The organism is Streptomyces sp. NPDC005435 (assembly GCF_040703155.1).
Classification (GTDB): Bacteria; Actinomycetota; Actinomycetes; order Streptomycetales; family Streptomycetaceae; genus Streptomyces.
This window is the reverse complement of sequence record NZ_JBEXEQ010000019.1, coordinates 40,474-66,372: the sequence shown is the minus strand read 5'-3', so window position 1 is coordinate 66,372 and position 25,899 is coordinate 40,474. Positions and strand designations below refer to the sequence as shown.

26 protein-coding genes are annotated in these 25,899 nt (G+C 72.6%); 16 read left to right on the top strand and 10 right to left on the bottom strand.

The genetic code is table 11. The features are described 5' to 3' along the window. Nucleotides 1-11: 11 nt before the first annotated feature. From alr to AB0898_RS23725, 4 genes are all read left to right on the top strand, one after another. Complete coding sequence (gene alr / locus AB0898_RS23740) at nt 12-1,181, top strand: alanine racemase (protein WP_366804979.1); 1,170 nt, start codon at nt 12-14, stop codon at nt 1,179-1,181. 129 nt (nt 1,182-1,310) lie between these two features. Then, nucleotides 1,311-2,546: an alpha/beta hydrolase gene (locus AB0898_RS23735; RefSeq protein WP_366804978.1), complete on the top strand. Its 1,236-nt coding sequence runs from the start codon at nt 1,311-1,313 to the stop codon at nt 2,544-2,546. Between the two features lie 87 nt (nt 2,547-2,633). Continuing rightward, a complete protein-coding gene (gene tsaE, locus AB0898_RS23730) occupies nt 2,634-3,155 on the top strand; it encodes a tRNA (adenosine(37)-N6)-threonylcarbamoyltransferase complex ATPase subunit type 1 TsaE (RefSeq protein WP_366804977.1) in 522 nt (173 codons plus the stop codon). A 173-nt stretch (nt 3,156-3,328) separates the two neighbouring features. Further along, nucleotides 3,329-3,502, top strand: a complete 174-nt coding sequence (locus tag AB0898_RS23725) for a hypothetical protein (protein ID WP_366804976.1) — start codon at nt 3,329-3,331, stop codon at nt 3,500-3,502. Nucleotides 3,503-3,541: 39 nt separating this feature from the next. On the opposite strand, the gene AB0898_RS23720 is transcribed toward AB0898_RS23725, so the two are convergent. Further along, nucleotides 3,542-4,102, bottom strand: coding sequence for a hypothetical protein (locus AB0898_RS23720; RefSeq protein ID WP_366804975.1), 561 nt, complete (start codon nt 4,100-4,102; stop codon nt 3,542-3,544). A 114-nt stretch (nt 4,103-4,216) separates the two neighbouring features. Between AB0898_RS23720 and tsaB the strand changes: the two genes are divergently transcribed. The 4 genes from tsaB to AB0898_RS23700 are packed head-to-tail and all read left to right on the top strand — an operon-like array spanning nt 4,217 to nt 6,735. Then, the gene (tsaB, locus tag AB0898_RS23715; protein ID WP_366804974.1) at nt 4,217-4,873 is read left to right on the top strand and encodes a tRNA (adenosine(37)-N6)-threonylcarbamoyltransferase complex dimerization subunit type 1 TsaB; all 657 of its coding nucleotides are present in this window, start codon (nt 4,217-4,219) and stop codon (nt 4,871-4,873) included. A 17-nt stretch (nt 4,874-4,890) separates the two neighbouring features. Then, nucleotides 4,891-5,388, top strand: coding sequence for a ribosomal protein S18-alanine N-acetyltransferase (gene rimI, locus AB0898_RS23710; protein WP_366805034.1), 498 nt, complete (start codon nt 4,891-4,893; stop codon nt 5,386-5,388). Then, nucleotides 5,381-6,484: a tRNA (adenosine(37)-N6)-threonylcarbamoyltransferase complex transferase subunit TsaD gene (tsaD, locus tag AB0898_RS23705; RefSeq protein ID WP_366804973.1), complete on the top strand. Its 1,104-nt coding sequence runs from the start codon at nt 5,381-5,383 to the stop codon at nt 6,482-6,484. Before rimI ends, tsaD begins: the two co-directional genes overlap by 8 nt. Further along, nucleotides 6,481-6,735 (top strand): hypothetical protein, encoded by a 255-nt coding sequence (locus AB0898_RS23700; protein WP_366804972.1) that lies wholly within the window; start codon nt 6,481-6,483, stop codon nt 6,733-6,735. The genes tsaD and AB0898_RS23700 overlap by 4 nt, the downstream gene beginning before the upstream one ends. Before the next feature lie 223 nt (nt 6,736-6,958). Here the strand turns inward: AB0898_RS23700 and AB0898_RS23695 are convergent, their stop codons facing one another. The 4 genes from AB0898_RS23695 to AB0898_RS23680 form a co-directional block, all read right to left on the bottom strand. Beyond that, nucleotides 6,959-9,262, bottom strand: a complete 2,304-nt coding sequence (locus AB0898_RS23695) for a glycoside hydrolase family 3 N-terminal domain-containing protein (RefSeq protein WP_366804971.1) — start codon at nt 9,260-9,262, stop codon at nt 6,959-6,961. A gap of 104 nt (nt 9,263-9,366) precedes the next feature. Further along, on the bottom strand, nt 9,367-10,257 hold the full coding sequence (locus AB0898_RS23690; RefSeq protein WP_407078391.1) for a carbohydrate ABC transporter permease: 891 nt from the start codon (nt 10,255-10,257) through the stop codon (nt 9,367-9,369). 4 nt (nt 10,258-10,261) lie between these two features. Further along, the gene (locus AB0898_RS23685; protein WP_366804970.1) at nt 10,262-11,140 is read right to left on the bottom strand and encodes a sugar ABC transporter permease; all 879 of its coding nucleotides are present in this window, start codon (nt 11,138-11,140) and stop codon (nt 10,262-10,264) included. Then, the gene (locus AB0898_RS23680) at nt 11,137-12,441 is read right to left on the bottom strand and encodes an extracellular solute-binding protein (RefSeq protein ID WP_366804969.1); all 1,305 of its coding nucleotides are present in this window, start codon (nt 12,439-12,441) and stop codon (nt 11,137-11,139) included. The genes AB0898_RS23685 and AB0898_RS23680 overlap by 4 nt, the downstream gene beginning before the upstream one ends. Nucleotides 12,442-12,581: 140 nt before the next feature. On the opposite strand from AB0898_RS23680, the gene AB0898_RS23675 reads away from it, so the two are divergent. Continuing rightward, nucleotides 12,582-13,610 (top strand): LacI family DNA-binding transcriptional regulator, encoded by a 1,029-nt coding sequence (locus AB0898_RS23675; protein ID WP_366804968.1) that lies wholly within the window; start codon nt 12,582-12,584, stop codon nt 13,608-13,610. Between the two features lie 45 nt (nt 13,611-13,655). Here the strand turns inward: AB0898_RS23675 and AB0898_RS23670 are convergent, their stop codons facing one another. Beyond that, nucleotides 13,656-14,834, bottom strand: a complete 1,179-nt coding sequence (locus AB0898_RS23670; RefSeq protein ID WP_366804967.1) for a class I SAM-dependent methyltransferase — start codon at nt 14,832-14,834, stop codon at nt 13,656-13,658. 90 nt (nt 14,835-14,924) lie between these two features. Here AB0898_RS23670 and AB0898_RS23665 point away from each other — a divergent pair, with 90 nt between their 5' ends. From AB0898_RS23665 to AB0898_RS23645, 5 genes are all read left to right on the top strand, one after another. Beyond that, nucleotides 14,925-15,848: a polysaccharide deacetylase family protein gene (locus AB0898_RS23665; protein ID WP_366804966.1), complete on the top strand. Its 924-nt coding sequence runs from the start codon at nt 14,925-14,927 to the stop codon at nt 15,846-15,848. A 62-nt stretch (nt 15,849-15,910) separates the two neighbouring features. Next, on the top strand, nt 15,911-16,651 hold the full coding sequence (locus AB0898_RS23660; protein ID WP_366804965.1) for a hypothetical protein: 741 nt from the start codon (nt 15,911-15,913) through the stop codon (nt 16,649-16,651). A 344-nt stretch (nt 16,652-16,995) separates the two neighbouring features. After that, a complete protein-coding gene (gene groES, locus AB0898_RS23655; protein WP_018543953.1) occupies nt 16,996-17,304 on the top strand; it encodes a co-chaperone GroES in 309 nt (102 codons plus the stop codon). A gap of 117 nt (nt 17,305-17,421) precedes the next feature. After that, nucleotides 17,422-19,050 carry a chaperonin GroEL gene (gene groL, locus AB0898_RS23650; RefSeq protein ID WP_366804964.1) on the top strand — a complete coding sequence of 543 codons (1,629 nt, stop codon included), beginning with the start codon at nt 17,422-17,424 and terminating at the stop codon, nt 19,048-19,050. Between the two features lie 114 nt (nt 19,051-19,164). Then, nucleotides 19,165-20,052: a hypothetical protein gene (locus AB0898_RS23645; protein ID WP_366804963.1), complete on the top strand. Its 888-nt coding sequence runs from the start codon at nt 19,165-19,167 to the stop codon at nt 20,050-20,052. A gap of 57 nt (nt 20,053-20,109) precedes the next feature. Here AB0898_RS23645 and AB0898_RS23640 read toward each other — a convergent pair whose 3' ends face one another. From AB0898_RS23640 to AB0898_RS23630, 3 genes are all read right to left on the bottom strand, one after another. Then, the gene (locus tag AB0898_RS23640; protein WP_366804962.1) at nt 20,110-20,301 is read right to left on the bottom strand and encodes a hypothetical protein; all 192 of its coding nucleotides are present in this window, start codon (nt 20,299-20,301) and stop codon (nt 20,110-20,112) included. Between the two features lie 542 nt (nt 20,302-20,843). Continuing rightward, nucleotides 20,844-21,617, bottom strand: coding sequence for an SDR family oxidoreductase (locus tag AB0898_RS23635; RefSeq protein ID WP_366804961.1), 774 nt, complete (start codon nt 21,615-21,617; stop codon nt 20,844-20,846). Between the two features lie 51 nt (nt 21,618-21,668). After that, complete coding sequence (locus tag AB0898_RS23630) at nt 21,669-22,337, bottom strand: MOSC domain-containing protein (protein WP_366804960.1); 669 nt, start codon at nt 22,335-22,337, stop codon at nt 21,669-21,671. 80 nt (nt 22,338-22,417) lie between these two features. Here AB0898_RS23630 and AB0898_RS23625 point away from each other — a divergent pair, with 80 nt between their 5' ends. Beyond that, entirely contained in the window at nt 22,418-23,326 is a 909-nt protein-coding gene (locus tag AB0898_RS23625) for a LysR family transcriptional regulator (RefSeq protein ID WP_366804959.1), read from the top strand. A gap of 125 nt (nt 23,327-23,451) precedes the next feature. Here AB0898_RS23625 and AB0898_RS23620 read toward each other — a convergent pair whose 3' ends face one another. Next, complete coding sequence (locus AB0898_RS23620) at nt 23,452-23,781, bottom strand: WhiB family transcriptional regulator (RefSeq protein ID WP_199586195.1); 330 nt, start codon at nt 23,779-23,781, stop codon at nt 23,452-23,454. Between the two features lie 381 nt (nt 23,782-24,162). Here AB0898_RS23620 and AB0898_RS23615 point away from each other — a divergent pair, with 381 nt between their 5' ends. After that, complete coding sequence (locus AB0898_RS23615; protein WP_003948568.1) at nt 24,163-24,774, top strand: response regulator transcription factor; 612 nt, start codon at nt 24,163-24,165, stop codon at nt 24,772-24,774. Nucleotides 24,775-25,899 lie beyond the last annotated feature (1,125 nt).

The following is a 25,899-nucleotide window of genomic DNA, read 5'->3' as shown; positions in this document are numbered from 1 at the left end:
CTGGGGGCGCCATGAACGAGACAGCAGCTGTGCCGACGGCGCCCCTGCGCGCCCGCGCCGAGATCGACCTGGGTGCCCTGCGCGCCAACGTACGGGCGTTGCGCGCCCGGTTGAAGGGCGGCGCCGCCCTGATGGCCGTCGTCAAGTCGGACGCCTACGGCCACGGCGCGGTCCCCTGCGCCCGCGCCGCCCTCGACGCCGGGGCCACCTGGCTCGGCACCGCCACGCCCGAGGAGGCCCTCGCACTGCGCGCGGCCGGGCTGCCGGGCCGGATCATGTGCTGGCTCTGGGTGCCCGGCGGCCCCTGGCGCGAGGCCATCGAGGCCGGCCTCGACGTCTCCGTCAGCGGCATGTGGGCGCTGCGCGAGGTCACCGACGCCGCCCGCGCGGCGGGCCGCAGGGCGCGCGTACAGCTCAAGGCCGACACCGGCCTCGGCCGCAACGGCTGCCAGCCCGGCGACTGGCCCGAGCTGGTCGCCGAGGCGCTGAAGGCCGAGTCGGAGGGGCTGATCGAGGTCACCGGGCTGTGGTCCCACTTCGCCTGCGCCGACGAGCCGGGCCACCCCTCCATCACCGCCCAGCTCGACCGCTTCCGCGAGATGACCGCCTACGCCGAGGAGCGGGGCCTGCGCCCCGAGGTGCGGCACATCGCCAACTCCCCGGCCACGCTGACCCTTCCGGAGACCCACTTCGACCTGGTGCGCACCGGCATCGCGATGTACGGCGTCTCGCCGAGCCCCGAACTGGGCACCCCGGCCGACTTCGGACTGCGCCCGGTGATGACGCTGCGCGCCTCCCTCGCCCTGGTCAAGCGGGTGCCCGGCGGCCACGGCGTCAGCTACGGCCACCACTACACCACCCCCGGCGAGACCACCCTCGGCCTCGTCCCGGTCGGCTACGCGGACGGCATCCCCCGGCACGCCTCGGGCACCGGACCCGTGCTGGTGGACGGCAAGTGGCGCACGGTCGCGGGCCGGGTCGCGATGGACCAGTTCGTGGTCGACCTCGGCGGCGACGAGCCCGCGCCGGGCACGGGCGCGGTGCTGTTCGGCCCCGGCGACGCGGGCGAGCCCACCGCCGAGGACTGGGCACAGGCGTGCGGGACGATCGCGTACGAGATCGTCACCCGCATCGGCACCCGCGTGCCCCGCGTCCATCTGAACGGGGAAGAAGAGGGGTAACCACCCCGGCGGGCCGGGCAGTTGAGGCCCGTGGCCCCCTGGGTGAGTCATGTCCCCGTTTTCTGCGTTTTTACGAACATGAGTACGGCGAAGGTCTGAGCACGGCGGTACGGCGAGGAGGAGCGGTACGTGAGCGAGAGCAGTGCGGAGCGCGTGGCCGGGGCCGTCGCCGCGGTCGCCGCCGCCGGGGAGGGAGCGGGCTGGCGCCGGGCGACCGGTCTCGCCGGGGCCGCGATAGGCGTCCTGGCCGCCGGCGCGGCCGCCGGAGTGGCCATCGAGCGCATGACCGTCGGGCGCGGGATGCGCCGCAAGGCCCAGCTCGCCCTGGACTCGGCCGGCCCCTACGGCACCCTGCGCGGCACCCCCGGCAAGGCGGTCGCCGACGACGGCACCGAGCTGTACTACGAGGTCGACGACATCGACCCCGACCCGGGCCCGAACGTCTCCCCGCGCCGCCGCCGGCTCTTCGGCCGCAAGGCGCCCGCGCCCGTGACCGTCGTCTTCTGCCACGGCTACTGCCTCGGCCAGGACTCCTGGCACTTCCAGCGGGCCGCCCTGCGCGGCGTCGTGCGCACCGTCCACTGGGACCAGCGCAGCCACGGCCGCTCCGGGCGGGGCGTGGCCCAGACCCGCGACGGCGTGCCCGTCACCATCGACCAGCTCGGCCGTGATCTGAAGGCGGTCCTCGACGCGGCCGTGCCCGAGGGCCCCATCGTGCTCGTCGGCCACTCCATGGGCGGCATGACGGTGATGGCGCTGGCCGCCCAGTTCCCCGAGCTGATCCGGGACCGTGTCGTCGCCACCGCGTTCGTCGGCACCTCCTCCGGGCGGCTCGGTGAGGTCAACTTCGGCCTCCCGCTGGCCGGCGTCAACGCCGTGCGCCGCGTCCTGCCGGGCGTGCTCAAGGCGCTCGGGCAGCAGGCGGAGCTGGTGGAGAAGGGGCGCCGGGCCACCGCCGAGCTGTTCGCCGGGGTGATCAAGCGGTACTCCTTCGCGGGGCGGGACATCGACCCGGCCATCGCGCGGTTCGCGGAGCGGATGATCGAGTCCACGCCCATCGACGTGGTCGCGGAGTTCTACCCGGCCTTCACCGACCACGACAAGACCGAGGCGCTGGCCGCCTTCCGGGACCTGCCGGTGCTCGTGCTCGCCGGGGTACGCGACCTGGTGACGCCGAGCGAGCACAGCGAGGCGATAGCGGACCTGCTGCCGGAGGCCGAGCTGGTGCTCGTGCCGGACGCCGGGCACCTGGTGATGCTGGAGCACCCCGAGGCGGTCATGGACCGCCTCGGGGATTTGCTCGCCCGCGTTGGGGTGGTACCGACTACGGCTACCGTTGTCGGCTGTGACTCCGCCTCCTCCTGAGAGGTGGCTTCCAGCCTTCCGGCTGCGGTCCAGCCCGGACCGATCCCTCACGGGACGTGGCCAGTGTACTACTGCAAGTGAGTGATGATGGAAGAATCAGCAGCACCGCACAGCCCGGCTGAGATCCGGCTCACCGTCACCTCCCCCGAGCAGATGCGCCGGCTCGGCCTCCGCCTGGCCGGGCTGCTGCGCGCGGGCGACCTCGTGATGCTCTCCGGCGAGCTGGGCGCGGGCAAGACGACGCTGACCCGGGGGCTCGGCGAGGGGCTCGGGGTGCGCGGCGCGGTCACCTCGCCGACCTTCGTCATCGCGCGGGTCCACCCCTCCCTGGTGGACGGCCCGCCGCTGGTCCACGTCGACGCCTACCGGCTCTCCGGCGGGCTCGACGAGATGGAGGACCTCGACCTCGACGTGTCGCTGCCCGAGTCGGTGATCGTCGTGGAGTGGGGCGAGGGCAAGGTCGAGGAGCTGACCGACGACCGCCTGGAGGTCCTGATCGACCGCGCGACCGGGGACACCACCGACGAGGTACGGCACGTGAGGGTGAGCGGGCTCGGCAAGCGGTGGACGGAGACGGACCTGGGGGTACTGGGGGCGCTGGAGGGCTGAGGGGCCGGGGGTGCCGACGGGGCGCGTGCGCGGGGAGAGGCGCGGGCCCGCGTCCACATCCCGACATGCTGTCGGGATCGTATTGCGCGGGACGTACCGGGCGTGGTCACATGGTATCCAGCCCGTGGTTAGGCATACCTAACCACACCCGCCCCCGCAGCTCAGGAGGCGCCATGTCCGCTCCACGTCCCACGGCCCGGCCCGAGCGGCCGGGGCGCGCCCAGGTGACCCCGCAGGTGTCGATGCGCGACCTGCTGGCCTCGTGCGCGGCGGCGAAAGCGGTCTCCACCCCGCCTCCCGCCCCGGACCCGGCCGAGCACACCCCGGACCACCGCGAGGCGGCGTAAACCCGCGGACGTGCGCGAGGCGGCGTAAACCCGCGGACGTCAGCGGATCACCATCACCGGCACGCCGATCGTGGCGAACCGCCACATGGCGTCGCCGTCCGGCCGGGTCTCGCGGATGCCGCCGGTCCTCACCGAGCCGGTGTCCGTGGCCGTGTCCGCCGGATCGTCGTCGGTGGCGGCGCTGAAGCCGATCGTCACGCCGTTGCGCGTGGCGAAGCGGACCACGTGCTCGACGAGTACGCCGTCGGTGCCGGTGATCTGCTTGGAGCGCGAGGTGACCCAGTAGGCGCCGAGGCGCGGGTCCACCTGGCCGGGGCGCACCTTGAAGGTGCGCTGTACGCGGCCGTGGTCGTCCACCAGCCAGACCCGGTCGTCGTCCACCGAGTACACGACCCGCTCGCCCTTGCCCGAGTCGCGTGGCAGGGCGGTCGGGTGGCGGCTGTCGCGCGGGGCCTTGGCGGCGGGGGCGGGGGAGGTGCTCGCCTTGACGCGGGCCAGGCCCGGCGGGACGGTGGCCTGCGCCTGCCAGGCGAGGAGGGCGACGGTGCCGAGAGCGGCCGCGGTGAGACCGGCCACGATTCCCGAGCTGGTGCCTGCCACGTGGGACCACCTTCGCTTCGTGCCCATATGTCGTACTTCATACAGACCGTAGCAGCCGGTGACCGTCCGTCCCGGGCGGGCGTGCGCGAGCCGTGGGCGCCGTAGGCTGTTCGCGTGCTCTTGCTCGCTCTGGATACCGCCACCCCCGCCGTCACCGTCGCGCTGCACGACGGCACGGACGTCGTCGCCTCGTCCGGCCAGGTGGACGCGCGCCGCCACGGGGAGCTGCTGCTGCCCGCCGTCGACCGCGTGCTCGCCGCCGCCGGGGTCAAGCTCGACGCCGTCACCGGCATCGTCGTCGGCACCGGACCCGGCCCGTACACGGGCCTGCGCGTCGGTCTGATGACCGCCGACACCTTCGGTCTCGCGCTCGGCGTCCCCGTGTACGGCGTCTGCACCCTGGACGGCCTCGCCTACGCCGCCGACATCGAGAAGGGCCCCTTCGTGGTGGCCACCGACGCCCGGCGCAAAGAGGTGTACTGGGCGACGTACGCCGACTCGCGCACCCGGCTCACCGGCCCCGCCGTGGACCGCCCGGCCGACATCGCGGAGCGGGTCGCGGGCCTGCCCGCCGTCGGCGCCGGCGCGCTGCTCTACCCGGACACCTTCCCCCAGGCCCACGAGCCGGAGCACGTCTCCGCCGCCGCGCTCGCCTCCCTGGCCGCCGAGAAGCTGGCCAGGGGCGAGGAGCTGGAGGAGCCCCGGCCGCTGTATCTGCGCCGGCCCGACGCGCAGGTGCCGAAGAACTACAAGGTGGTCACCCCGAAGTGACCGCTGAGCTGCGCGAGATGCGCTGGTGGGACATCGACCGGGTCCTGGAGCTGGAGAAGGACCTCTTCCCCGAGGACGCCTGGTCGCGGGGCATGTTCTGGTCCGAGCTGGCCCACTCCCGGGGCCCGGAGGCGACCCGGCGCTATCTGGTCGCCGTCGCGCCGGACGGCCGGATCGTCGGGTACGCGGGCCTCGCCGCCTCCGGTGACCTCGGTGACGTGCAGACCATCGCCGTCGCCCGCGACCAGCAGGGCACCGGCCTCGGCGCCCGGCTGCTGACCGAGCTGCTGCGGGCCGCGACCACCTTCGAGTGCGCCGAGGTGATGCTGGAGTGCCGGGTGGACAACACCCGTGCCCAGAAGCTCTACGAGCGCTTCGGCTTCGCCCCGATCGGCTTCCGGCGCGGCTACTACCAGCCGGGCAACGTGGACGCCCTGGTGATGCGCCTGACCGACCCCTCTTCCTCCCTGGAAGACGTACAAGGAACCGAGCAAGGAACCGAGATCAATGGCTGACGAACCGCTCGTCCTCGGCATCGAGACCTCCTGCGACGAGACCGGCGTCGGCATCGTCCGCGGCACGACCCTGCTCGCGGACGCCGTCGCCTCCAGCGTCGACGAGCACGCCCGCTTCGGCGGTGTCGTCCCCGAGGTCGCCTCGCGCGCCCACCTGGAGGCGATGGTCCCGACCATCGACCGCGCGCTGAAGGAGGCGGGCATCACCGCCCGCGACCTCGACGGCATCGCGGTCACCGCAGGGCCCGGCCTCGCGGGCGCCCTCCTGGTCGGCGTCTCGGCCGCCAAGGCGTACGCCTACGCCCTCGGCAAGCCGCTGTACGGCGTCAACCACCTCGCCTCGCACATCTGCGTGGACCAGCTGGAGCACGGCCCGCTGCCCGAGCCGACCATGGCGCTGCTGGTCTCCGGCGGCCACTCCTCGCTGCTGCTGTCCTCGGACATCACCTCCGACGTCCGGCCGATGGGCGCCACCATCGACGACGCGGCCGGCGAGGCCTTCGACAAGATCGCCCGCGTGCTGAACCTGGGCTTCCCCGGCGGCCCGGTCATCGACCGCTACGCCCGCGAGGGCGACCCGACGGCCATCGCCTTCCCGCGCGGCCTGACCGGTCCGCGCGACCCCGCCTACGACTTCTCCTTCTCCGGCCTGAAGACCGCCGTGGCCCGCTGGATCGAGGCCAAGCGCGCGGCCGGCGAGGAGGTGCCCGTCCGTGACGTGGCCGCCTCCTTCCAGGAGGCCGTGGTGGACGTGCTGACCCGCAAGGCCGTGCGCGCCTGCAAGGACGAGGGCGTCGACCACCTCATGATCGGCGGCGGTGTCGCGGCCAACTCCCGGCTGCGGGCGCTGGCCCAGGAGCGCTGCGAGGCGGCCGGCATCCGGCTGCGCGTGCCGCGTCCCAAGCTGTGCACGGACAACGGCGCGATGGTCGCCGCGCTCGGCGCCGAGATGGTCGCCCGCAACCGGGCCGCCTCCGACTGGGACCTGTCCGCCGACTCCTCCCTGCCGGTGACCGACCCGCACGTGCCGGGTACCGGGCACAGCCATGACCACGACCACGTCCACGAGGTCAGCAAGGAGAACCTGTACTCGTGAGCGTCGCCCTGATGTGGGAGGCGAAGGCCGCCGGGGGCCGGGGCGCCGACCTGCTCGCCTGGGCCCGCGCCCAGGAGCTGCCCGCCGCGCCGCTGCGCCGGGAGACGTTCCGGGCGCCGGGGGAGCGGGTGCTGGTCATCACGTGGTGGGACGCGGACTTCGACGCGGACGTGCCGGAACTGCCCGAACCGGAGGCGGGGTTGATCTCACGCCCTGTGCACCGGTGGCGGTTCGAGCCGGTCGGGAACTGATCTCGCCGAGGGTGCGGTCGGGGCTGGCGCTCGGCGGTGATCTTTGGCTATGATCATCACAGAGCGAACGGGCCGGAACAACAACTCCGGTCAGAACGCCAGGCGTTGGTGGTCCAAGGAAAGACGCCCCGCTTCCTGCGGGGAAATGCAGGTGCAAGGCCTGCCCGGCGCTCAGATCAGAAGGCGCCCCGGTTTCGACCGGGGCGCCTTCGCCGTTCCCGGCTCACCCGGCGGGTGTCACCGCCGTCTCGCAGCGCAGGACCCGCTCCGGGCCCACCTCGCGCACCGGCCCGGTCAGTGTCAGGTGCGCGGTGTGCCGTACCTCGGTGCTCGACGGGCCCAACCGCAGCTCCAGCGCCCCGGGTTCGACGATCCGGACACCCGCGCGGCCGGTGAAGGACGCCAGGTCGGCGTGGAACCGGAAGCTCACCCGGGCCGCCTCGCCCGGCCCCAACTCCAGCCGCCGGTACCCGATCAGCCGCACATCCGGCCGGGTCACCGAGGCCACCGGGTCGTGCAGATAGAGCTGCACCACCTCCGCGCCCGCCCGCTCCCCGGTGTTGCGCACGGTCAGCGAGAGGTCGTACGAGCCGTCGGTGCCGGTCTCGACGGGCCCGGTTCCGCCGAACTCCCCCCAGGAGAACGAGGTGTACGACAGTCCGTGCCCGAACGGGAAGAGGGGTGTGGGGTCCAGGGCGCTGACCTCGCCGGCCAGGCCCAGCGGTGGCTGGAGGTAGGTCCAGGGCTGGCCGCCGGGGTCGCGCGGGACGCTCAGCGGGAGGCGCCCGGAGGGGTCGACCCGGCCCGAGAGCACTCCGGCGACCGCCGGGCCGCCCTCCTTGCCGGGGAAGAACGCCTGCACCACCGCCCCGAGTCGACCGTCCCAGCGGCCCAGGGCGTACGGGCGTCCGGTGAGCAGGACCAGGACGACCGGGGTGCCGGTGGCGACCAGCGCGTCCAGCAACCCGGCCTGTACGCCCGGGAGTTCCAGGCCGGCCACATCGCACCCCTCGCCCGAGGTGCCCCGCCCGAACAGGCCCGCCCGGTCGCCGAGCACCGCCACGCACACGTCGGCGTCCGCCGCGAGGGCGACCGCTTCCGCGAAGCCGGAGGTGTCCGGGTCCGAGACCCCGCAGCCCTCGGCGAACTTGACCGCCGCGTCCGGGAGTTCGGCGCGCAGGGAGTCCAGCACGGTCGGGATCTCGATGCCCAGTGGCACGTCCGGGTGGTGGGGGAGGACGTGGGAGGGGAAGGAGTAGCAGCCGAGCATCGCGAGCGGGTCGGCGGCGCGGGGGCCCACCACCGCGATCCGGGCGGCGGGGGAGAGGGGGAGCAGCCCGTCCGGGTTGGCGAGCAGGATCACCGACTCCTCCGCGAGACGGCGGGCCAAGGCGCGGTTCCCGGGCGGGTCCAGGTCCACCGGGCCCTCGGGTTCCGGGGTGAAGTCCTCGTCCAGCAGGCCCAGTTCGCACTTCTGGAGCAGCACGCGGCGGGCGGCGCGGTCCACCAGGGACTCGGGGACCTCCCCGGACCGTACCGCCGCGACCAGGTCCGTGCCGTAGCAGTCCACGGTGGGCAGCTCGACGTCGATCCCGGCGGCGAGCGCGAGTTGGGCCGCCTGGGTCTTCGTGGCGGCCACCCGGTGCAGGGTGCGCAGGAAGCCGACGGCGAAGTAGTCCGCGACCACCGTGCCGGTGAAGCCCCACTCCTCGCGCAGCAGCCGGGTGAGCAGCTCCGGGTCGGCCGAGGCCGGGACGCCGTCCGTCTCGGTGTACGCGGCCATCACCGAACGCGCTCCGCCCTCGCGCAGCGCCATCTCGAACGGGGGCAGTACGACATCCGCCAGCTCGCGGACGCCCGCCCGCACCGGCGCCAGATTGCGGGCGCCCGCCGAGCCCGCGTACCCGGCGAAGTGCTTCAGGGTGGCGACCACCCCGGCCGACTCCAGGCCCCGTACATAGGCCGCGCCGACCGTGCCGACCAGGTACGGGTCCTCCCCGATGGTCTCCTCCACCCGGCCCCAGCGCAGATCGCGCGCCACGTCCAGGACCGGGGCGAGCCCCTGGTGGACGCCGACCGAGCGCAGGTCGGCGCCGATCCGGCGGCCCATCTCCTCGACCAGCTCCGGGTCGAAGGAGGCACCCCAGGCGGGCGGCACGGGGTACGCGGTCGCGCCCCAGGCGGTGAAGCCGGCCAGGCACTCCTCGTGGGCCAGGGCGGGGATGCCGAAGCGGCCCGCGGCGGCGATACGGCGCTGAGCGGCGGCGAGCGCACGGGCACCCGCCGCCGCGTCCACGGGGGCGGTGCCGAAGGAGCGCGTCAGCTGGCCGAGGCCGTGCGCGATCAGCCCGTCCCAGTCCGTCACCTCGCTCATCTCGCCCTGCAGCGGCGCGACTTCACCGCCTTCCGCGCCCACCCAGACGCCGTACAGCTGGGCCGTCTTCTCCTCCAGGGTCATCCGGGACAGCAGGTCGGCGACGCGGTCGGCGGCGGGCAGGGCGGGGTCGCGCCAGGGGGCGGTGGTCATGGAGCTCCTGTCGGGGGTGTCGTACGAGAGCGGAGGCGGGGCGGGCGGAGGCGGGAGGAGCGAAGGCGGGACAGGCGGGGCGGGCGGAGGCGGGGCGGGCGGGATCACTTGCCGCCCACGCCCATCAGGCCGCCGACCAGCGCGCGCCGGGCCACCAGGTAGACGGCGAACACCGGGATGCCGGAGAGGACGACGGAGGCGAGCAGCGCGGGGATGTTCACGCCGAACTGGCCGACGTAGGTGAACAGGCCCAGGGTGAGGACGCGGGGGCCGTCGGACTGGGTGAAGATCAGGGGGAAGAGGAGGCCGTTCCAGGCCTGGAGCGCCGCGTAGACGACGACGGTGCCGATGCCGCCCCTGGCCAGCGGGATGACCAGCTGGAAGAGCATCCGCGCCGGGGAGGCGCCGTCCAGGGCCATCGCCTCGTACAGCTCCTCGGAGATGTCGCGCAGGGTGCCGGTGAGGACCAGCACCGAGACCGGCATCGCGAAGGCGGCGGTGGGCAGGATCACCGCGAGCAGGCTGTCGTACAGGTTCAGCTTGGTGATCATCAGATAGAGCGGGACCACCACGGCCTGCGCGGGGATGGCCACGCCGAGCAGGAACAGCCGGAAGGCGGCGCCCGACCAGAAGCCCCGGGTGCGGACGGCGACGTACGCCAGCGGCACGCACAGGACCACGACGATGCCCACGACGGCCGCCGCCACCAGCACGGTGTTGGCGAGGAAGTGGCCGAAGCCGTTGTGCAGGACGGTGTCGTAGTTGGCCAGGGTCGGACGGCCGGGCGGGCGCAGGGCGTTGTGGCCGAGGGCCTCGTCCTGGCCGGTCAGGGACAGCGAGATCATCGCGTAGACCGGGACGATGACGACGGCCAGCCAGATCAGCGAGCCGAGGCCGGCCAGCGGGTCGGCGCGCCGGGTCCAACGGCGGCGCGGAGGAAGGGGGTTCGCAGGCGCGGGGGACTTCGCCGGCGGGGTGAGGGTGTCAGGGGCCACGGCGTCACATCCCTTCCCGGGTGCTGCGCATCGCGCCGAAGCCGGACAGCCGGATCAGCAGCAGGGACAGCGCGGTGGCGGCCACCACGAGGAAGGTCGCGACGGCGCTGGCGTAGCCGAAGTCGTAGCTCTTGAAGCCCGCTTCGTACATCAGGTACGGCAGGATCGCGGTGTCCGTGCCGGGGCCGCCCTGGGTGAGGATGAGGACGGTCTCGAAGTACGTCAGCGAGCCGACGATCATCAACACGCTGGAAGTCGTCGCGGTGTTGCGCAGCTGGGGCAGGGTGATGGAGACGAACCGGCGCAGCCGGCCGGCGCCGTCGATCGCGGCCGCCTGGTAGAGCACGTCGGGGATCTGCCGTGCGCCGCCCTGGTAGATCATCGTGTGGAACGGGATGAACTGCCAGCCGCCGACGAAGACCAGCGCGAGGAACGCGCCCGAGGTCGTGCCGAGCGTATCGCCGCGCACGATGCCGAAGTTGGGGTCGAGCAGCGCGTAGAAGAGCAGCGAGATCGCCGTCGAGGACAGCAGGAACGGCACGAAGAAGACGGCCGACAGGATCGCCCGGTTGCGCTGCCGTCCCGCCGCCCAGACGCCGAGCAGCAGGGACGCGACCGTCTGGAAGGCCCAACTGGCCACCGTCAGCAGGACGGTGGCGGTCAGGGACTGGGTCAGCCGGTCGTCGTCGATGAGCTTGTGCCAGTTGGCCAGGCCGGCCGGGCGGGGGTCGCCCAGGCCGTTCCAGGTGGTGAAGGACAGACAGAGGGCGAGGACCATGGGGAGGAGGGCGAAGAAGCCGAAGAACAGTACGGCGGGCAGGGCCCAGGAGGGGTGGGGACGTCCGGCGCGTACGGCTTTCGATGGGTCTGCCGTGGCGCTCACTTCAGCTCCTTGAGCGCCGACACGAACCGCTCCGGCGAGGACTTGCCCACGAAGAGCTTGTTGACCTCGGTGAGCATCGGGGTGGCCGCGTTCGGGTCGACCGCCTGGTCCCAGCTGAGGGTGAAGGCGGGTGCGTTCTGGACCAGTTGGTACTGGAAGCGGGCGAACTCCGGGTTGGGGGAGGCGTCCAGGAGGTCGGCGGCGTTGGAGGTGGCCGGGATGTCGCCGTTGGCGATCAGGGCCTTGGCGTAGCGCTCGGAGGCGCAGTCGCGGAGGAAGGCGAGGGCCGCGTCCTTGTTGCCTGTACGGGCGTTCACCGACCAGTAGTTGGTGGGGTTGCCGACCACGTTGCGGATGTCGCCCGCGCCGCCCTCGAACTCCGGGAAGGGGCACCAGCCGAGGTCCTTCTTGGCGAAGTCGGGGAACTTGCCGAGCTGGGTGGAGTACTCCCACGAGCCCATCAGATGCATCGCCGCCTTGCCCTTGGCGAAGGCGGCGGGGGCACCGCCGTTGGTGTACGCCACCGAGCTGTAGCCCTTGCCGAAGGCGCCGTCGTCGATGAGTGCGCGCACGGTCCGGGCGGCCTTGAGGACGGCGGGGTCGCCCCACGCGGCCGCGTCGCCGTTCTTGATCCGGTCGAAGACCTTCGGGCCGCCGATGCGGTCCACCAGGTACTCCAGCCACATGAGTTCGGGCCAGATGTCGGCGCCGCCGAGGGCGAAGGGGGTGATCCCGGCCTTCTTCAACTTGGCGTTGTTGTCGAGGAGTTGGTCCCAGGTGGTGGGCGGCTTCAGCTTGTGCTCGGTGAACAGGCTCTTGTTGTAGAAGAGGATCACCGGCTGCATGCCGCGCATCGGGATGCCGTACTCGCGGCCGCCGAGCGCGCCCGCGGCGAGGACGGAGGGCAGGAAGCCGTTCTTGAGCACCGGGTCGGAGGCGATGGTGCCGGTCAGGTCGAGGAGCTGGTGGGCCTCCTCGTACGCCTTGATGGAGCCGCCGCCCCAGTTGAAGAACACGTCGGGGGCGTTGGGCGAGCCCATCGCGGTGCGCAGCTTGGCGGGGTACTCCGCGCTCGGCACCTTCTCCAGACGGACCCGGCCCTTGGTCTCGCGGGCCGCGGCCGAGGAGTTGAACCGCGACACCGCCGCGGCCTGCACCTTCGCGGCGTCGTCGCCGTACACGAACGCCGTGAGCGTGCCGTCCGCGCCGGAGCCGCCGCCGGAACCGCAGGCGGTGAGCCCGGCGGCGAGAGCGGTGGCGCCGCCGGCGCCGAGCAGCCAGCGTCTGCTGTAGGTCTCCATGAACGGGCACCCCTCACGGATCGTTCGCGGATGGCTCCGCGCGCCTCTTCGAATGTTTCGAAAGTCAACTCGAATGTTCCGGGAACGTAAGACGCCGGACGGAGCCCGTCAAGAGGTCGCGCAGAGATACGATCGCGGCCATGAAGCCGACGAAGAACGGAACGGCGCAGAGCGCCACGCTCGCCGAGATCGCCCGGGAGGCGGGGGTGTCGGCTCCGACTGTTTCGAAGGTGCTCAACGGGCGTGCCGACGTCGCCGCCGCCACCCGCGCCCGGGTCGAGGAGCTGCTGCGCGCCCACGGCTACCGCCGCAGACGGGCCGAGGCCACGCGCTCGCCGCTGATCGACCTCGTCTTCCACGAGCTGGAGAGCGCCTGGGCGATGGAGGTCATCCGGGGCGTGGAGAACGTGGCCCGGGAGGCGGGGCTGAGCGTGGTGCTCTCCGAGAGCGCCGGGCGGCTCACCCCGGGGCGCACCTGGGCCGACCAGGTGGCGGGCCGCCGCCCGCACGGCGTGATCCTGGTCCTGTCGGACCTCGACGACGCCCAGCGCGCCCTGCTGACCAGCCGCCGCATCCCCTTCGTGGTCCTCGATCCGGCGGGCGACCCGGGGGCCGACGTGCCCTCCATCGGCGCCACCAACTGGCAGGGCGGCCTCGCCGCGACCCGGCACCTGATCGACCTCGGCCACACCCGGATCGGCGCCATCAGCGGACCCTCCCGCATGATGTGCAGCCGCGCCCGCCTCGACGGCTACCGCGCCGCGCTGGAGACGGCGGGCCTGCCCGTCGACCCCGCCCTCATCAAGGCCGGCGACTTCCACCACGACTCCGGCCGCCGCCTCGGCCTGGAACTCCTGCGCTCCCCCGACCGCCCCACCGCCGTCTTCGCCGGCAACGACCTCCAGGCCCTCGGCCTCTACGAAGCCGCCCGCGAACTCGGCCTCCGCATCCCCGAGGACCTCAGCGTCGTCGGCTTCGACGACCTCCCCGTGGCCCGCTGGGTAGGCCCCCCGCTCACCACGATCCGCCAGCCCCTGACCGAAATGGCCGAAGCCGCAGCCCGCCTGGTCCTCGCCCTCGCCCCCACCCCCACCACCTCGTCCTCCACCCGCGTGGAACTGGCGACGAGCCTGGTGGTGCGGGCGAGTACGGGGGCGGCGCCGGCGTGAGGGCCTCTGAAGCCCTCGCGCCTGAAGTCCTTGCGTCTGAAGCCGTTACGCCGCCGGATGCCCGATCAGCATCGTCGGGGCGCCCGCCACCCGGGTCAGGAACACCGTCGCCGAGTGGGGGCCTTGCGGCTTGACCTTGCGGCGGAGTTCTTCCGGTTCGACGGCTGAGCCGCGCTTCTTGACGGTGAGGGTGCCGACCTGGCGTTCGCGGAGGAGGGCTTTCAATTTCTTGAGGTTGAAGGGGAGTTGGTCGGTGATCTCGTAGGCGGTGGCGTAGGGGGTGGGGTGGAGGGTGTCGGAGGTGATGTAGGCGATGGTCTCGTCCAGGAGGCCGCCATCCAGGTCCTCGGCGACCTCGGCGACCAGGTGGGCGCGGATGACGGCGCCGTCGGGCTCGTAGAGGTAGCGGCCGACCGGGCGGACCGCCGGGTCGGGCAGGCCGCGGCCGAGCAGGGTGCGGGGGCCCGGGAGCAGGGTGGCGCGGACGCCGCCCGGGGTGCCGGTGCCGAACCACAGCACCGCCTCCTTCACGTCCCCGCCGTCCGAGATCCACTCGGCCTCGGCCTCCGGGGGCACCGCCTCGTGCGGGACGCCGGGGGCGATCTTCAGCGCGGCGCGCGGGGCCGTACGGGCCGCCGCGACCGCCCAGGACAGCGGCGGTGAGTACGCCTCGGGGTCGAAGATGCGGCCCCGGCCGCCCCGCCGCGCCGGGTCCACGAACACCGCGTCGTACCCGGCCGTGTCCACCTCGGTGACATCCGCCTCGCGCACCTCGATCAGGTCCGCGAGGCCCAGTGCCGCCGCGTTCGCCCGCGCCACCGCCGCCGTCAGCGGGTCGCGGTCCACGGCGAGGACCCGGATGCCCGCGCGGGCCAGCGCGATCGCGTCGCCGCCGATCCCGCAGCACAGGTCCGCCACCGAGGTCACCCCGAGCGCCCGCATCCGCTCCGCGCGGTAGGCCGCCACGCTCGTCCGCGTCGACTGCTCGACCCCGTTGGGCGTGAAGAACATCCGCTCCGCGTCCTCGGCCCCGAACTTGGCCGCCGCCCGCTGCCGCAGCCGGGCCTGCCCCAGCGCGGCCGACACCAGCTCGACGGGGTGGGTACGGCGCAGCCGCGTCGCGACGGCGAGTTCGTCGGCCGGTGCGGTGCCGCGCACCTCGTCGAGCAGGGCCCGGCCCTCGTCGGTGCCGAGAGCGTGGAAGGAGGAGAGCTGGTCGTTCACCGGCTCATTGTGGGCCAGTCGGTGGACCGTGCGCCTCCGGCGGCGGTGTCGGGCCGGTCACGGGGCTCCGGCCTGCGAAGATCCGGCACCATGCGAGCCGTCGTACAAAACGATAAAATTCGGGCGCGTTGGCGCTCGACCGCCCTGCGCTGCGGCGCCGCCGCACTGACCACCGCCGCCGTCCTCACCGGCTGCGCGGGCCCCGGCGACAGCGCCGCCCCGCACAAGGCCCCCGCCGGACAGGCCGGCCCCGCCAAGCCCCAGGACGCGGCCGCCGCGCGCCTCGCCGAGCAGCAGCGCATGGCGGCCGCCGCCCGCAAGTGGGGCCTCGCCGAGGTCCCCCTCGCCCCGCCCGCCCCGCCCCGCGTCAAGCCGGAGATCACCGCCCGCGCCGGCTTCGAGGTCGACCACCAGGACGACTGGGACCTCCCCCCGGTCTTCACCACCATCCCCACGCAGCAGAAGGTCGTCTTCCTCACCATCGACGACGGCGCCGAGAAGGACCCCAAGTTCCTGGAGATGATGCGGGAGCTGAAGATCCCGTACACCGCCTTCCTCAGCGACTACCTCGTCAAGGACGACTACGGCTACTTCCGCAAGGCGCAGTCGTACGGCGCCCCCCTCGCCAACCACACCCTGACCCACCCCTACCTCCCCGGGCTCTCCTACGAGCAGCAGCGCCACGAGATCTGCGGGATGCAGGACATCATGGAGAAGCAGTTCGGCAAGCGCCCCACCCTCCTGCGCCCGCCCTACGGCGACTACAACCAGGACACCCTGCGCGCCGCCAAGTCCTGCGGCATCAAGTACGCGCCGATCTGGAACGAAGAGGTCTACGTCGACCACTGGGAGTACCGCGAGGACGACCGGAAACTGCGCCGGGGCGACATCGTGCTCACCCACTTCCGCGGCCCCGACGAGTGGAACGGCACCATGGTCGACGACATGCGCCGCTTCCTGAACAAGGTCACCGCCGAGGGCTACGCGGTCGCCCGCCTGGAGGACTACCTGTGAGCCATGGGGGGCGGGTACGGGTTCTCGTTCTCGGGCGGGGGCGCCCGGTGAGGGCCGGGGGCGTGCGCGCCGCGCTGTGCGCCGTCCTCGCCGCGTCCGCCCTCCTGACGGGCTGCGCCCAGTCCGTCGACCCCATCGAACGCCTCGGCAAGAAGGCCGCCGAGCGGGTCCACCGCCCCGTCGTACGCGCCGACCGCGCCTACCGCCACTGGGGCCTGCCCGCCCCCCTCGCCGCGGCCCCGCACCACGCGGTGCCCGCCCGTACGAGCACCCACCTGCCCCCCGTCGTCGACCGCGTCCCCACCACCGACAAGGTCGTCTTCCTCACCTACGACGACGGCGCCGGCCAGGACCCCCGCCTCGCCACCCTGATCCGCGAACTCCGCCTCCCCGTCACGGTCTTCGCCACCCCCGGCACCACCCTGCGCGCCCCGGGCGCGACCGTCGAACGCCGCGCCCCCCGCCGGGGCACCCTCCCCGGCCTCCCCTACGCCCGCCAGCGCGCCGCCATCTGCGCCCACCCCACCCCCCGCCTCCTGCGCCCCCGCCACGCCACGTACGACCACACCACCCTCCGCGCCGCCGCCCGCTGCGGCATCACGGCGCTGGTCCTCTGGCGCGCAACGGTCACCTCGACGGGCCTCACCTACACCCGCGGCACCCACACCCTCCTCCCGGGCGACATCGTCCGAGTCGGCCCGGCCCGCGGCCCGGCGACGGCACTGGGGGAACGGACGGCGAGACTCCTGCGGAGGGTGCAGGAGCGGGGGCTGACGGTGGGCCACTTGGAGGACTACCTGTAGGCACTTCGATCCGCACGGCGCAGGCGAGGCCCGTAACGGCGGCCACTGTCAAGCCCGTCCGGCGTTTGAGGACGAGGCCCTTTCGGGGCCGAAAGCGGGGGTCCGGGGGCGCGGCCCCCGCAACGGTGGACGCAACTCCCCGCACCGACATCCCCGACGCGCCGCACGGCAATTGGCACTCCGCTTGACCGAGTGCTAACCCCGGTCATAGTCTCGGCTCTGGCACTCGGCAGCAGAGAGTGCCAACAAAGCGACGGGCAGGTCCGGCACCCGCGACGACGGACCACCTGGTCGCCACCTCAGACAGTCAACCCCGTGTGATCTCAGAAGGGGGAGGTCGGATCGTGACGACCGCCAGCTCCAAGGTTGCCATCAAGCCGCTTGAGGACCGCATCGTGGTCCAGCCGCTGGATGCCGAGCAGACCACGGCCTCTGGCCTGGTCATCCCGGACACCGCGAAGGAGAAGCCCCAGGAGGGCGCCGTCCTCGCCGTCGGTCCGGGCCGCTTCGAGAACGGCGAGCGCCTGCCGCTCGACGTCAAGGTCGGCGACATCGTGCTGTACAGCAAGTACGGCGGCACCGAGGTGAAGTACAACGGCGACGAGTACCTCGTCCTCTCGGCCCGCGACGTTCTCGCGATCATCGAGAAGTAGTTCACCCGAAGCAGTCTCTGCTTCCACTGCGCCCCTGGCCCCCCGCGACCGAGAGGAAGCCGGGCGGCCGGGGGCGCGGTCACATCCACCCAGATTTCCGAGAGGGCTACCGCTGTCATGGCGAAGACTCTGAAGTTCGACGAGGACGCCCGTCGCGCCCTTGAGCGCGGCGTCAACAAGCTGGCCGACACGGTGAAGGTGACGATCGGCCCCCGCGGCCGCAACGTCGTCATCGACAAGAAGTTCGGCGCGCCCACCATCACCAACGACGGTGTCACGATCGCCCGTGAGGTCGAGATCGAGGACCCGTTCGAGAACCTCGGCGCCCAGCTGGTGAAGGAGGTGGCGACCAAGACCAACGACATCGCGGGTGACGGCACCACCACCGCCACCGTGCTCGCCCAGGCGCTGGTGCGCGAGGGCCTGAAGAACGTCGCCGCCGGCGCCTCCCCGGCCTCCCTGAAGAAGGGCATCGACGCCGCCGTCAAGGCCGTCTCCGAGGACCTGCACGCCGCGGCCCGCCCGATCGACGAGAAGTCGGACATCGCCGCCGTCGCCGCGCTCTCCGCGCAGGACGACCAGGTCGGCGAGCTGATCGCCGAGGCCATGGACAAGGTCGGCAAGGACGGTGTCATCACCGTCGAGGAGTCCAACACCTTCGGTCTGGAGCTGGACTTCACCGAGGGCATGGCCTTCGACAAGGGCTACCTGTCCCCGTACTTCGTCACCGACCAGGAGCGTATGGAGGCCGTCCTCGACGACCCGTACATCCTGATCAACCAGGGCAAGATCTCCTCCATCACCGAGCTGCTCCCGCTGCTTGAGAAGATCATCCAGACCAACGCCTCCCGGCCGCTGCTGATCATCGCCGAGGACGTCGAGGGCGAGGCCCTGTCGACCCTGGTCGTCAACAAGATCCGCGGCACCTTCAACGCCGTCGCGGTGAAGGCCCCCGGCTTCGGCGACCGCCGCAAGGCGATGCTGCAGGACATGGCCGTCCTCACCGGCGCCACCGTCATCTCCGAGGAGGTCGGCCTCAAGCTCGACCAGGCCGGCCTGGACGTGCTGGGCTCCGCCCGCCGCGTGACGGTCACCAAGGACGACACGACGATCGTCGAGGGCGCCGGCAAGTCCGAGGACGTCCAGGGCCGCGTCAACCAGATCAAGGCCGAGATCGAGAACACGGACTCCGACTGGGACCGCGAGAAGCTCCAGGAGCGCCTCGCGAAGCTGGCCGGCGGCGTGTGCGTGATCAAGGTCGGCGCCGCCACCGAGGTGGAGCTGAAGGAGAAGAAGCACCGTCTGGAGGACGCCATCTCCGCGACCCGCGCCGCGGTCGAGGAGGGCATCGTCTCCGGTGGTGGCTCCGCTCTGGTGCACGCCTCCAAGGTCCTCGACGGCAACCTCGGCAAGACCGGCGACGAGGCCACCGGTGTCTCGGTCGTCCGCAACGCCGTGGTCGAGCCCCTGCGCTGGATCGGCGAGAACGCCGGCCAGGAGGGCTACGTCATCGTCTCCAAGGTCAAGGACATGGAGAAGGGCCAGGGCTACAACGCCGCCACCGGCGAGTACGGCGACCTGATCAAGGCCGGCGTCATCGACCCGGTCAAGGTCACCCGCTCCGCCCTGGAGAACGCCGCCTCCATCGCCGCCCTCCTCCTGACGACCGAGACCCTGGTCGTCGAGAAGAAGGAAGAGGAAGAGGCCACCGCCGGTCACAGCCACGGCCACGGTCACTCGCACTGAGGCCGACACCCCGGCACCGAGGCCCGGCACCCCACGAGGGGCGCCGGGCCTCGGCGTTGCGCGACTGTCGCCGAGCTCTTTCTTCGTGCGGTCGATGGAGGGGGGAACCCAGTCATGGGAGCCATGACGTACAACTTCCTCACCGTGGAGCCTTTGACGAGCGGGGCCGTCGCGACTGCTCTGGCGCGGTGGCTGGGGCTGAGTGTGGAGGACGTGGATGTCGCCGACGAGGACACCGACCAGGATCTGCGGAACTGGGACGCGCTGGTGCTGTGCGAGAAGGCGACGGTTCTGGGGGATATGAACACGTCTCTGGACATCTACGTCCAGGAGGCGGTCCAACCGCATGCCGGCGAGCGCGACTTGGGCGTGGCCTTCGCCCGGGCGGCGGATGTCGTCGTCCTCTTTCCCGCCGAGGAGATGCCGCCGAGCGCGTACTGGCTCGCCACGGAGGACGGGCTCGTGACGCGGGCCCGTCTGTACGAGTCCGACGAGGAAGAGCCCCGTTTCACGATCGACAGGGTGGAAGCGCCCGTCGCCCGGCTTCCCCAGGTCACCGTCGCCCGTATCCCCGAAGTGGTCCGCGAGGCGAAGACCGCCACTCCGCTGGGGGACGCCTTCGTCGCGCGGGTGCGGAGCTCGCACTCGGAGGAGGCCGGCTCTCCGGGAACGCCGCTGTGGCAGGCGGGCAACCGCCTGTGCGCCCGGGAGAAGCTCGTACGTCAGATGGGAGCCGACTGGGCTCCTTCCGGGTGGTACCCGCTGGACCTCTGCCGAGAGCGCCTGGAAGCCCGGGACAAGCTGGAAGGCATGAGCGCTCAACTCCCGCTGGAAGCGGCCGCGTTGCTGCATGCCTCGCTGGAGCCCCTGGACGCCCTCTTCGCCGAAGCGACCGTCGCCGGCCCCGTCGGCCTGCTCCGCGGCGAGCCGGCCGGTGCCGAAAGCGCCGCCCCCGCTCACGGCTGGTGGTGGGACCGCCGCCCCGAACCGCTGCCTTGGTGACATGACGAACCCGCGCACGCCGGACACCGCGGACCGATCCGCGACGACGCGTCCCGCTCAGCCCAGCACCCGCCGGCCGGCCCCGGCGGTGACGATGAGGTTCCAGGCCGTGCCGGCGCCGCCGTCGCCGGACCACCGGGTGGCGAAGGTGTCGGCCAGGCTTCGTACGGCGGGTTTCGCGGTCTTGGGGGTGTGGGTGACGGTGAGTTCGACGTCGTAGTCGTGTGGGCCGAGGTGGACGAGGACCACGTGGGCGGTGTGCCGCGCCCGCTGTCGGTGGCCGTGTGCGGAGGCCCAGGACCGGAAGTCGCGGGAGAGGCCGGCGCCGGTTCGCGGTGGGTGACGGGGCCGGTGGGCGGACGGCGGTCCGAGCCGCTGGTCACGCCGTGCCGACAGCCCCGTACCCAGGCGCCGCGGTCCCCGTCCACGACGTCGCGCGGCCGGGCCGTCAGAGACCGGCGTACGCAGCCACCCCACACCACCTCGCGGATCGCGGCCCCCTTGCCGCCGTCCCGGAAGATCCGCTTGACCTCCCGCGTCGTACGCCACCTGGTAAGCGCGTGCGACGGGGGTGTGCGAGGCCGGCGGCGCGCCGCCGCCGCAGGAAACGGTGACCAGGCCGAGCAGGGCCGCCGCGACGGTGAGCCCGGCCGACCGTGCCCGTACAGATGCGCGCATGCCCGGCTTCCTCGCGACGTCCTCGGCGGTTCCACCCGTCACAGGCTCATCGCGCTGTCCCGGTTGCCCCTCGAAGCGGCTTCACGTGCGGTGCCGTCGGACGACACCCCGCGTCACTGCGGCCCGTACTTGCGCCCCGTCCGCGCGCTGAGCGTCCCCAGCAGGCCGCGTGGCGCGACCTTCGCCAGGCCCATCAGGGTCTTGTAGCGGGGGTCCGGGATGGAGAGGGTCTTGCCGCGCGAGAGGTCTTCGAGGGCCTCGGCGACGACCTTGTCGGCGTCGAGCCACATCCAGCCGGGGATGTTGTCGGTGCCCATGCCCGCGCGCTGATGGAACTCGGTGCGGACGAAGCCCGGGCACAGCGCCATCAGCCGTACGCCGGTGCCCGCGAGGTCCTTCGCCGCGCCCTGGGTGAACTGCACGACCCACGCCTTCGAGGCGCCGTACGTGCCACGCGGCACGAAGGCCGCCACCGAGGCGACGTTCACCACGCCGCCCCGCCCACGCTCGCGCATCGCCTCCGTCGCGGCCGAGGTCAGCCGCAGCACCGCCTCGCAGTGCACCTTGAGCATCCGCAGCTCGTCGTCCATGGAGACGTCGAGAAAACGGCCCTTGTTGCCGAAGCCGGCGTTGTTGACCAGCAGGTCGACGGGGCTGCGGCGGTCGCCGAGGCGCTCGGCGACGGTCTCGATGCCCTTGTCGTCCGCCAGGTCGGCGGTGAGCACCTCCGCCTCGATGCCGTGCCGGTCGTGCAGCTCGGTCGCCTGTTCCCGCAGCCGCGCGGTGTCGCGCGCCACCAGGACGAGGTCATGCCCGTCAGCCGCCAGCCGCCGCGCGAACGCGGCGCCGATACCCGCGGTCGATCCCGTAATCAGAGCCGTTGTCATGGCCCAAGGGTAGTGACCCCGGCCGGGCCGCACGTCGTCGGTGACGTCCCCTCAGTCCGCCTGTTCCGCCACGTACTTGCGCAGCCGCTCCCGCACCTCCGCGTGCACCGTGTCGATCGCCGGGAGCAGCCGGGGCAGCAGCTCGCGCTCCGTGGTGACCGCGCGGAACTGCAGCGCCGCCGTCACCCCGTGCTCCGGCCGGTGCAGGATCTCCACCGCGTCGCCCGCCCGGACCTCGCCCGGCTCGATCACCCGGAGGTAGGCACCGGTCGCGGCCTTCCGGGTGAACCTCTTCACCCAGCCCCGTTCGTCCAGATGGCCCTGGAACGTACGGCACGGGATCCGGCCCGAGGTGACCTCCAGAACCAGCTCCGGACCGATCCGCCACCGCTCGCCGATGACCGCCCCGGACACCTCTACGCCGTCCATGGTCAAGTTTTCCCCGAAACAGCCGTTGGCCAAGGGCCGGCCCAGCTCCCGCTCCCACTCGTCCAGGTCCTCGCGCGCGAAGGCGTACACCGCCTGGTCGTCCCCGCCGTGATGGCGCAGGTCGCACACCGTGTCCCCGGCCAGACCGCTGCCGCCGACCCCCTTCGGGCCCGGCGCCGTGACCCGCACCGGTCCGTCGACGGGCCGCTTGTCGATGCCCGTCAGGCCCTGCGGCTGATCCGTGTACGGCACCGCCCTGGGGTGCCCGAGATTGACGGAAAGAAGCTTCATGAGCGCACGGTACGTGACCGTCTCCCAAAGCGTCGACGCGATATGGGGCACCTCTCCCAAGCGCGGCTTATGCTCGAAGGGTGATCGAGGCCCGTCATCTCCGCGTCCTGCGCGCCGTCGCCACGACCGGCTCCTTCTCGGCGGCCGGCCGCGAACTGGGCTGCACCCAGCCCGCCGTCAGCCAGCAGATGAAGGCGCTCGAAGCCTCGGTCGGCACCCCGCTCCTAGTCCGCGGCGGCCGCGAGATGCGGCTGACCCAGGCCGGAGAAGCCCTGGTCAGGCATGCTTCCGGCATCCTCGCCGGGCTCACCGCCGCCGAGGAGGAGGTCGCCGCCATCGCGGGGCTGCGGGCGGGGCGGGTCCGGCTCGTCTCCTTCCCGAGCGGCAGCTCCACCCTGGTCCCCACCGCCCTGGCCGCCCTGCGCGCCGCCCACCCCGGCACCCGCGTCTCCCTGGAGGAGGCCGAACCCCCGAAGTCCGTCGAACTGCTGCGCGAGGGCGACTGCGACCTGGCCCTCGCCTTCCGCTACGCGGGCGCGGCCGCCGAGGAGTGGGACGACCTGGTCGTACGGCGGCTGCTGACGGACCGTCTCGTCGCCCTGGTCCCCGAGCGCCACCGGCTCGCCCGCGCCGAGACCGTCGCCATCGGGGAACTGGCCGACGAGCCCTGGATCGCCGGCTGCCCGCGCTGCCGGGGCCAGCTGGTCCAGGTCTGCGAGGGCGCGGGCTTCACCCCGCGCATCGACTTCGCCACCGACGACTATCCGGCGGTGATCGGCCTCGTCGGCGCCGGTCTCGGCGTCGCGGTCCTCCCGCAGCTCGCGGTGGACTCGGTACGGCCCCGGGGCGTGCGCGTGGTCCGCCTGGAACCGGCGGTACGACGCGAGATCGTCGCCCTCACCCTCCCCGACCTGGCCCAGGTCCCGGCGGTGGCGGCGACTCTGGAGCAACTGGGGCGGGCGGCCGAGGGGCTGGGGCGACGGGGGTAGGCGCGCGGAATCGAAGGCGCTGGTCACGGCTGGTCTGTGGCACCAAGGGGGCGGGGCTCTACGGCACCGGGGGTCCCGGGCACGCCTGGGCGCGCCCGGTGGGAGATGTATGAAGAAACGTTCCTTCAGGTGTTGGGAGCGGCACCCCCGCCGGTGGTCGACGCCGACACCAGGCGGTTGCGTGCCCGCCCCATCAGCTCCTCGCGCTCGTCCTCGGTGAGGCCGCCCCACACGCCGTACGGCTCCCGTACCGCCAGGGCGTGTGCCGCACATTCGGCCCGGACCGGGCACCTCATGCAGACCTCCTTGGCCGAGTTCTCACGAGCGCTCCGAGCCGCCCCGCGCTCGCCCTCCGGGTGGAAGAAGAGCGAGCTGTCCACCCCGCGGCAGGCTGCCAGCAGCTGCCAGTCCCACAGGTCCGCGTTCGGTCCGGGAAGGCGGGAGAAATCTGCCATTACGTGACCCCTTGTAGCCGTTCTGGGCGGATACGGTGCCTTCGACCGTACATCTCCGGTCTAAGGAGATGAAAATATGACTCATTGCGAATCTAGCTCTAGACACCGTGAAATGGGAGCAAAAAGGTCTAAATGGGGCATGGGTTGTGATGAAACGGCGCGGGTCCGTCGGCCATGTCTCCACCGTGTCGGCCCCCTCACGTAGAGTGCCGAAGACAGCGTGTGGCCCCGTAACTCTTTCGAGTGACCGTCGTTGAGAGTGCGGAGGCGGTTGAAAACACAAGTGCTCGGGCAGGCGTCCGAGACGGTCGACCGCACAGGTGACGATTCCGTACCAGCCTGGAGGCTCAAGGTGACGCGCATCAGCTGCGGAGGGCGGTCATGACATCCGTCCTCGTCTGCGACGACTCCCCGCTTGCCCGAGAGGCGCTCCGCCGCGCGGTCGCGACCGTGCCCGGCGTCGAGCGCGTGACGACGGCTGCCAACGGCGAGGAAGTCCTCCGCCGCTGGGGCGCCGACCGCTCCGACCTCATTCTCATGGATGTCCGCATGCCCGGCCTGGGCGGTGTCGAGACCGTACGTCGGCTGCTGTCCGCCGACCCGGGCGCGCGGATCATCATGCTCACCGTCGCCGAGGACCTCGACGGCGTGGCACTGGCCGTCGCGGCCGGCGCGCGGGGCTATCTGCACAAGGACGCCTCGCGCGCCGAACTGCGGGCCACGGTGACGCAGGCCCTCGCCGACCCGACCTGGCGACTGGCCCCGCGCCGGTTGCGCTCGGCCGAGATGGGGGCGGCGCCCACGCTCACGGCGCGGGAGATCCAGGTGCTCGAGGGCATGAGTCACGGCCGCTCCAACGCCGAGATCGGCCGCGAGCTGTTCCTCTCCGAGGACACGGTCAAGACCCACGCCCGGCGCCTGTTCAAGAAGCTCGGCGCCTCGGACCGCGCCCACGCGGTGGCGCTCGGCTTCCGCTGGGGTCTGGTCCGCTAGGACATGCGCGGCGGCGGTGCCCCGGCCCGCCACCCGTCATTCCCCGCCCGCCGGCCGGTGGGCGGGGCGGACCGGGTGGACAGGGGCTCGCGCCCCCGGCTGTCTTCGCGTTCTTCTCACCCACGCCTGCGACGCGGCGCACTCCGCCGCGCGGTGTCGGTGACGCACGGGGGCTGTCCGAGGGGCTTTCGCTGTGCGGCCGGTCATGGGGACGGCGTCCGGAGGTGGGCTGTGATGCGGTCACCTGGTGGTGAGCCGTGGCGGGTGACTGCCGCCGAGGAGCTTGGGCGTGCGCGTGACGGTGCGCGGTCTTGGTGCTCGGGGGTGAGGTGCGGGGCTGGGGTGTGGGGGGTTTCGGCACGTGGGGTCGGGCCACGTGGGGGCTCGGCACATGGGGGCGGGCCACGTGGGGTTCGGCTACGTGGGTTTTCGGCAGGTGGGGCCGGGCTGCATGGTGGGTTGCCACATGAGGCTGCGGCACACGGAGTCGGGCTACACGGGCCTTGGCCACATGGGGCCTCGCCACACGGAGTCTGGTCACATGGGGCTGCGGCACACGAGGCTGCCTCGCCACGCGCAGTCTGGCCACATGAGGTCGGGGCACATGGGGCGTCGCCACATGGAGCGTGGCCACATGGGCTCGCGGCACACGGGGCCTCGGCGCATGGAGCCGCGCCACGTGGGCTCGGGCTCCATAGGGTCTCGGCGCACGGGGTCGGGGCACACCGAGTCCGGGCGCAGGGTGACTCGCCACATGGGGTCTGGGCACATGGAGTCTGGCCGCGTGGGCTCGGAGTGCAAGGGAGCTCGGCACACGGAGCGTGGCCGCATGGGGTCTGGGCACACAGGGCCTCGGCACAGGGAGTCTGGCCGCGTGGGCTCGGGGCGCAAGGGAGCTCGGCACGTGGCGCCTGGTCACATGGGGCCCCACCACACGGAGCCTCGCCACATGGGGTCGGGCCGCACGGAGTGCGGGCGCAGGGTGGCTCACCACATGGTGCTTGGCCACATGGGCTCGGGCCACATGGGGCCTCGACACATAGGGGCAGCCCACACGGAGCCCGCCCCCACGGTGCCCCACCACACGGCGCCCAGGCCCACGTTGGCTCGCCATACGGACCCCAG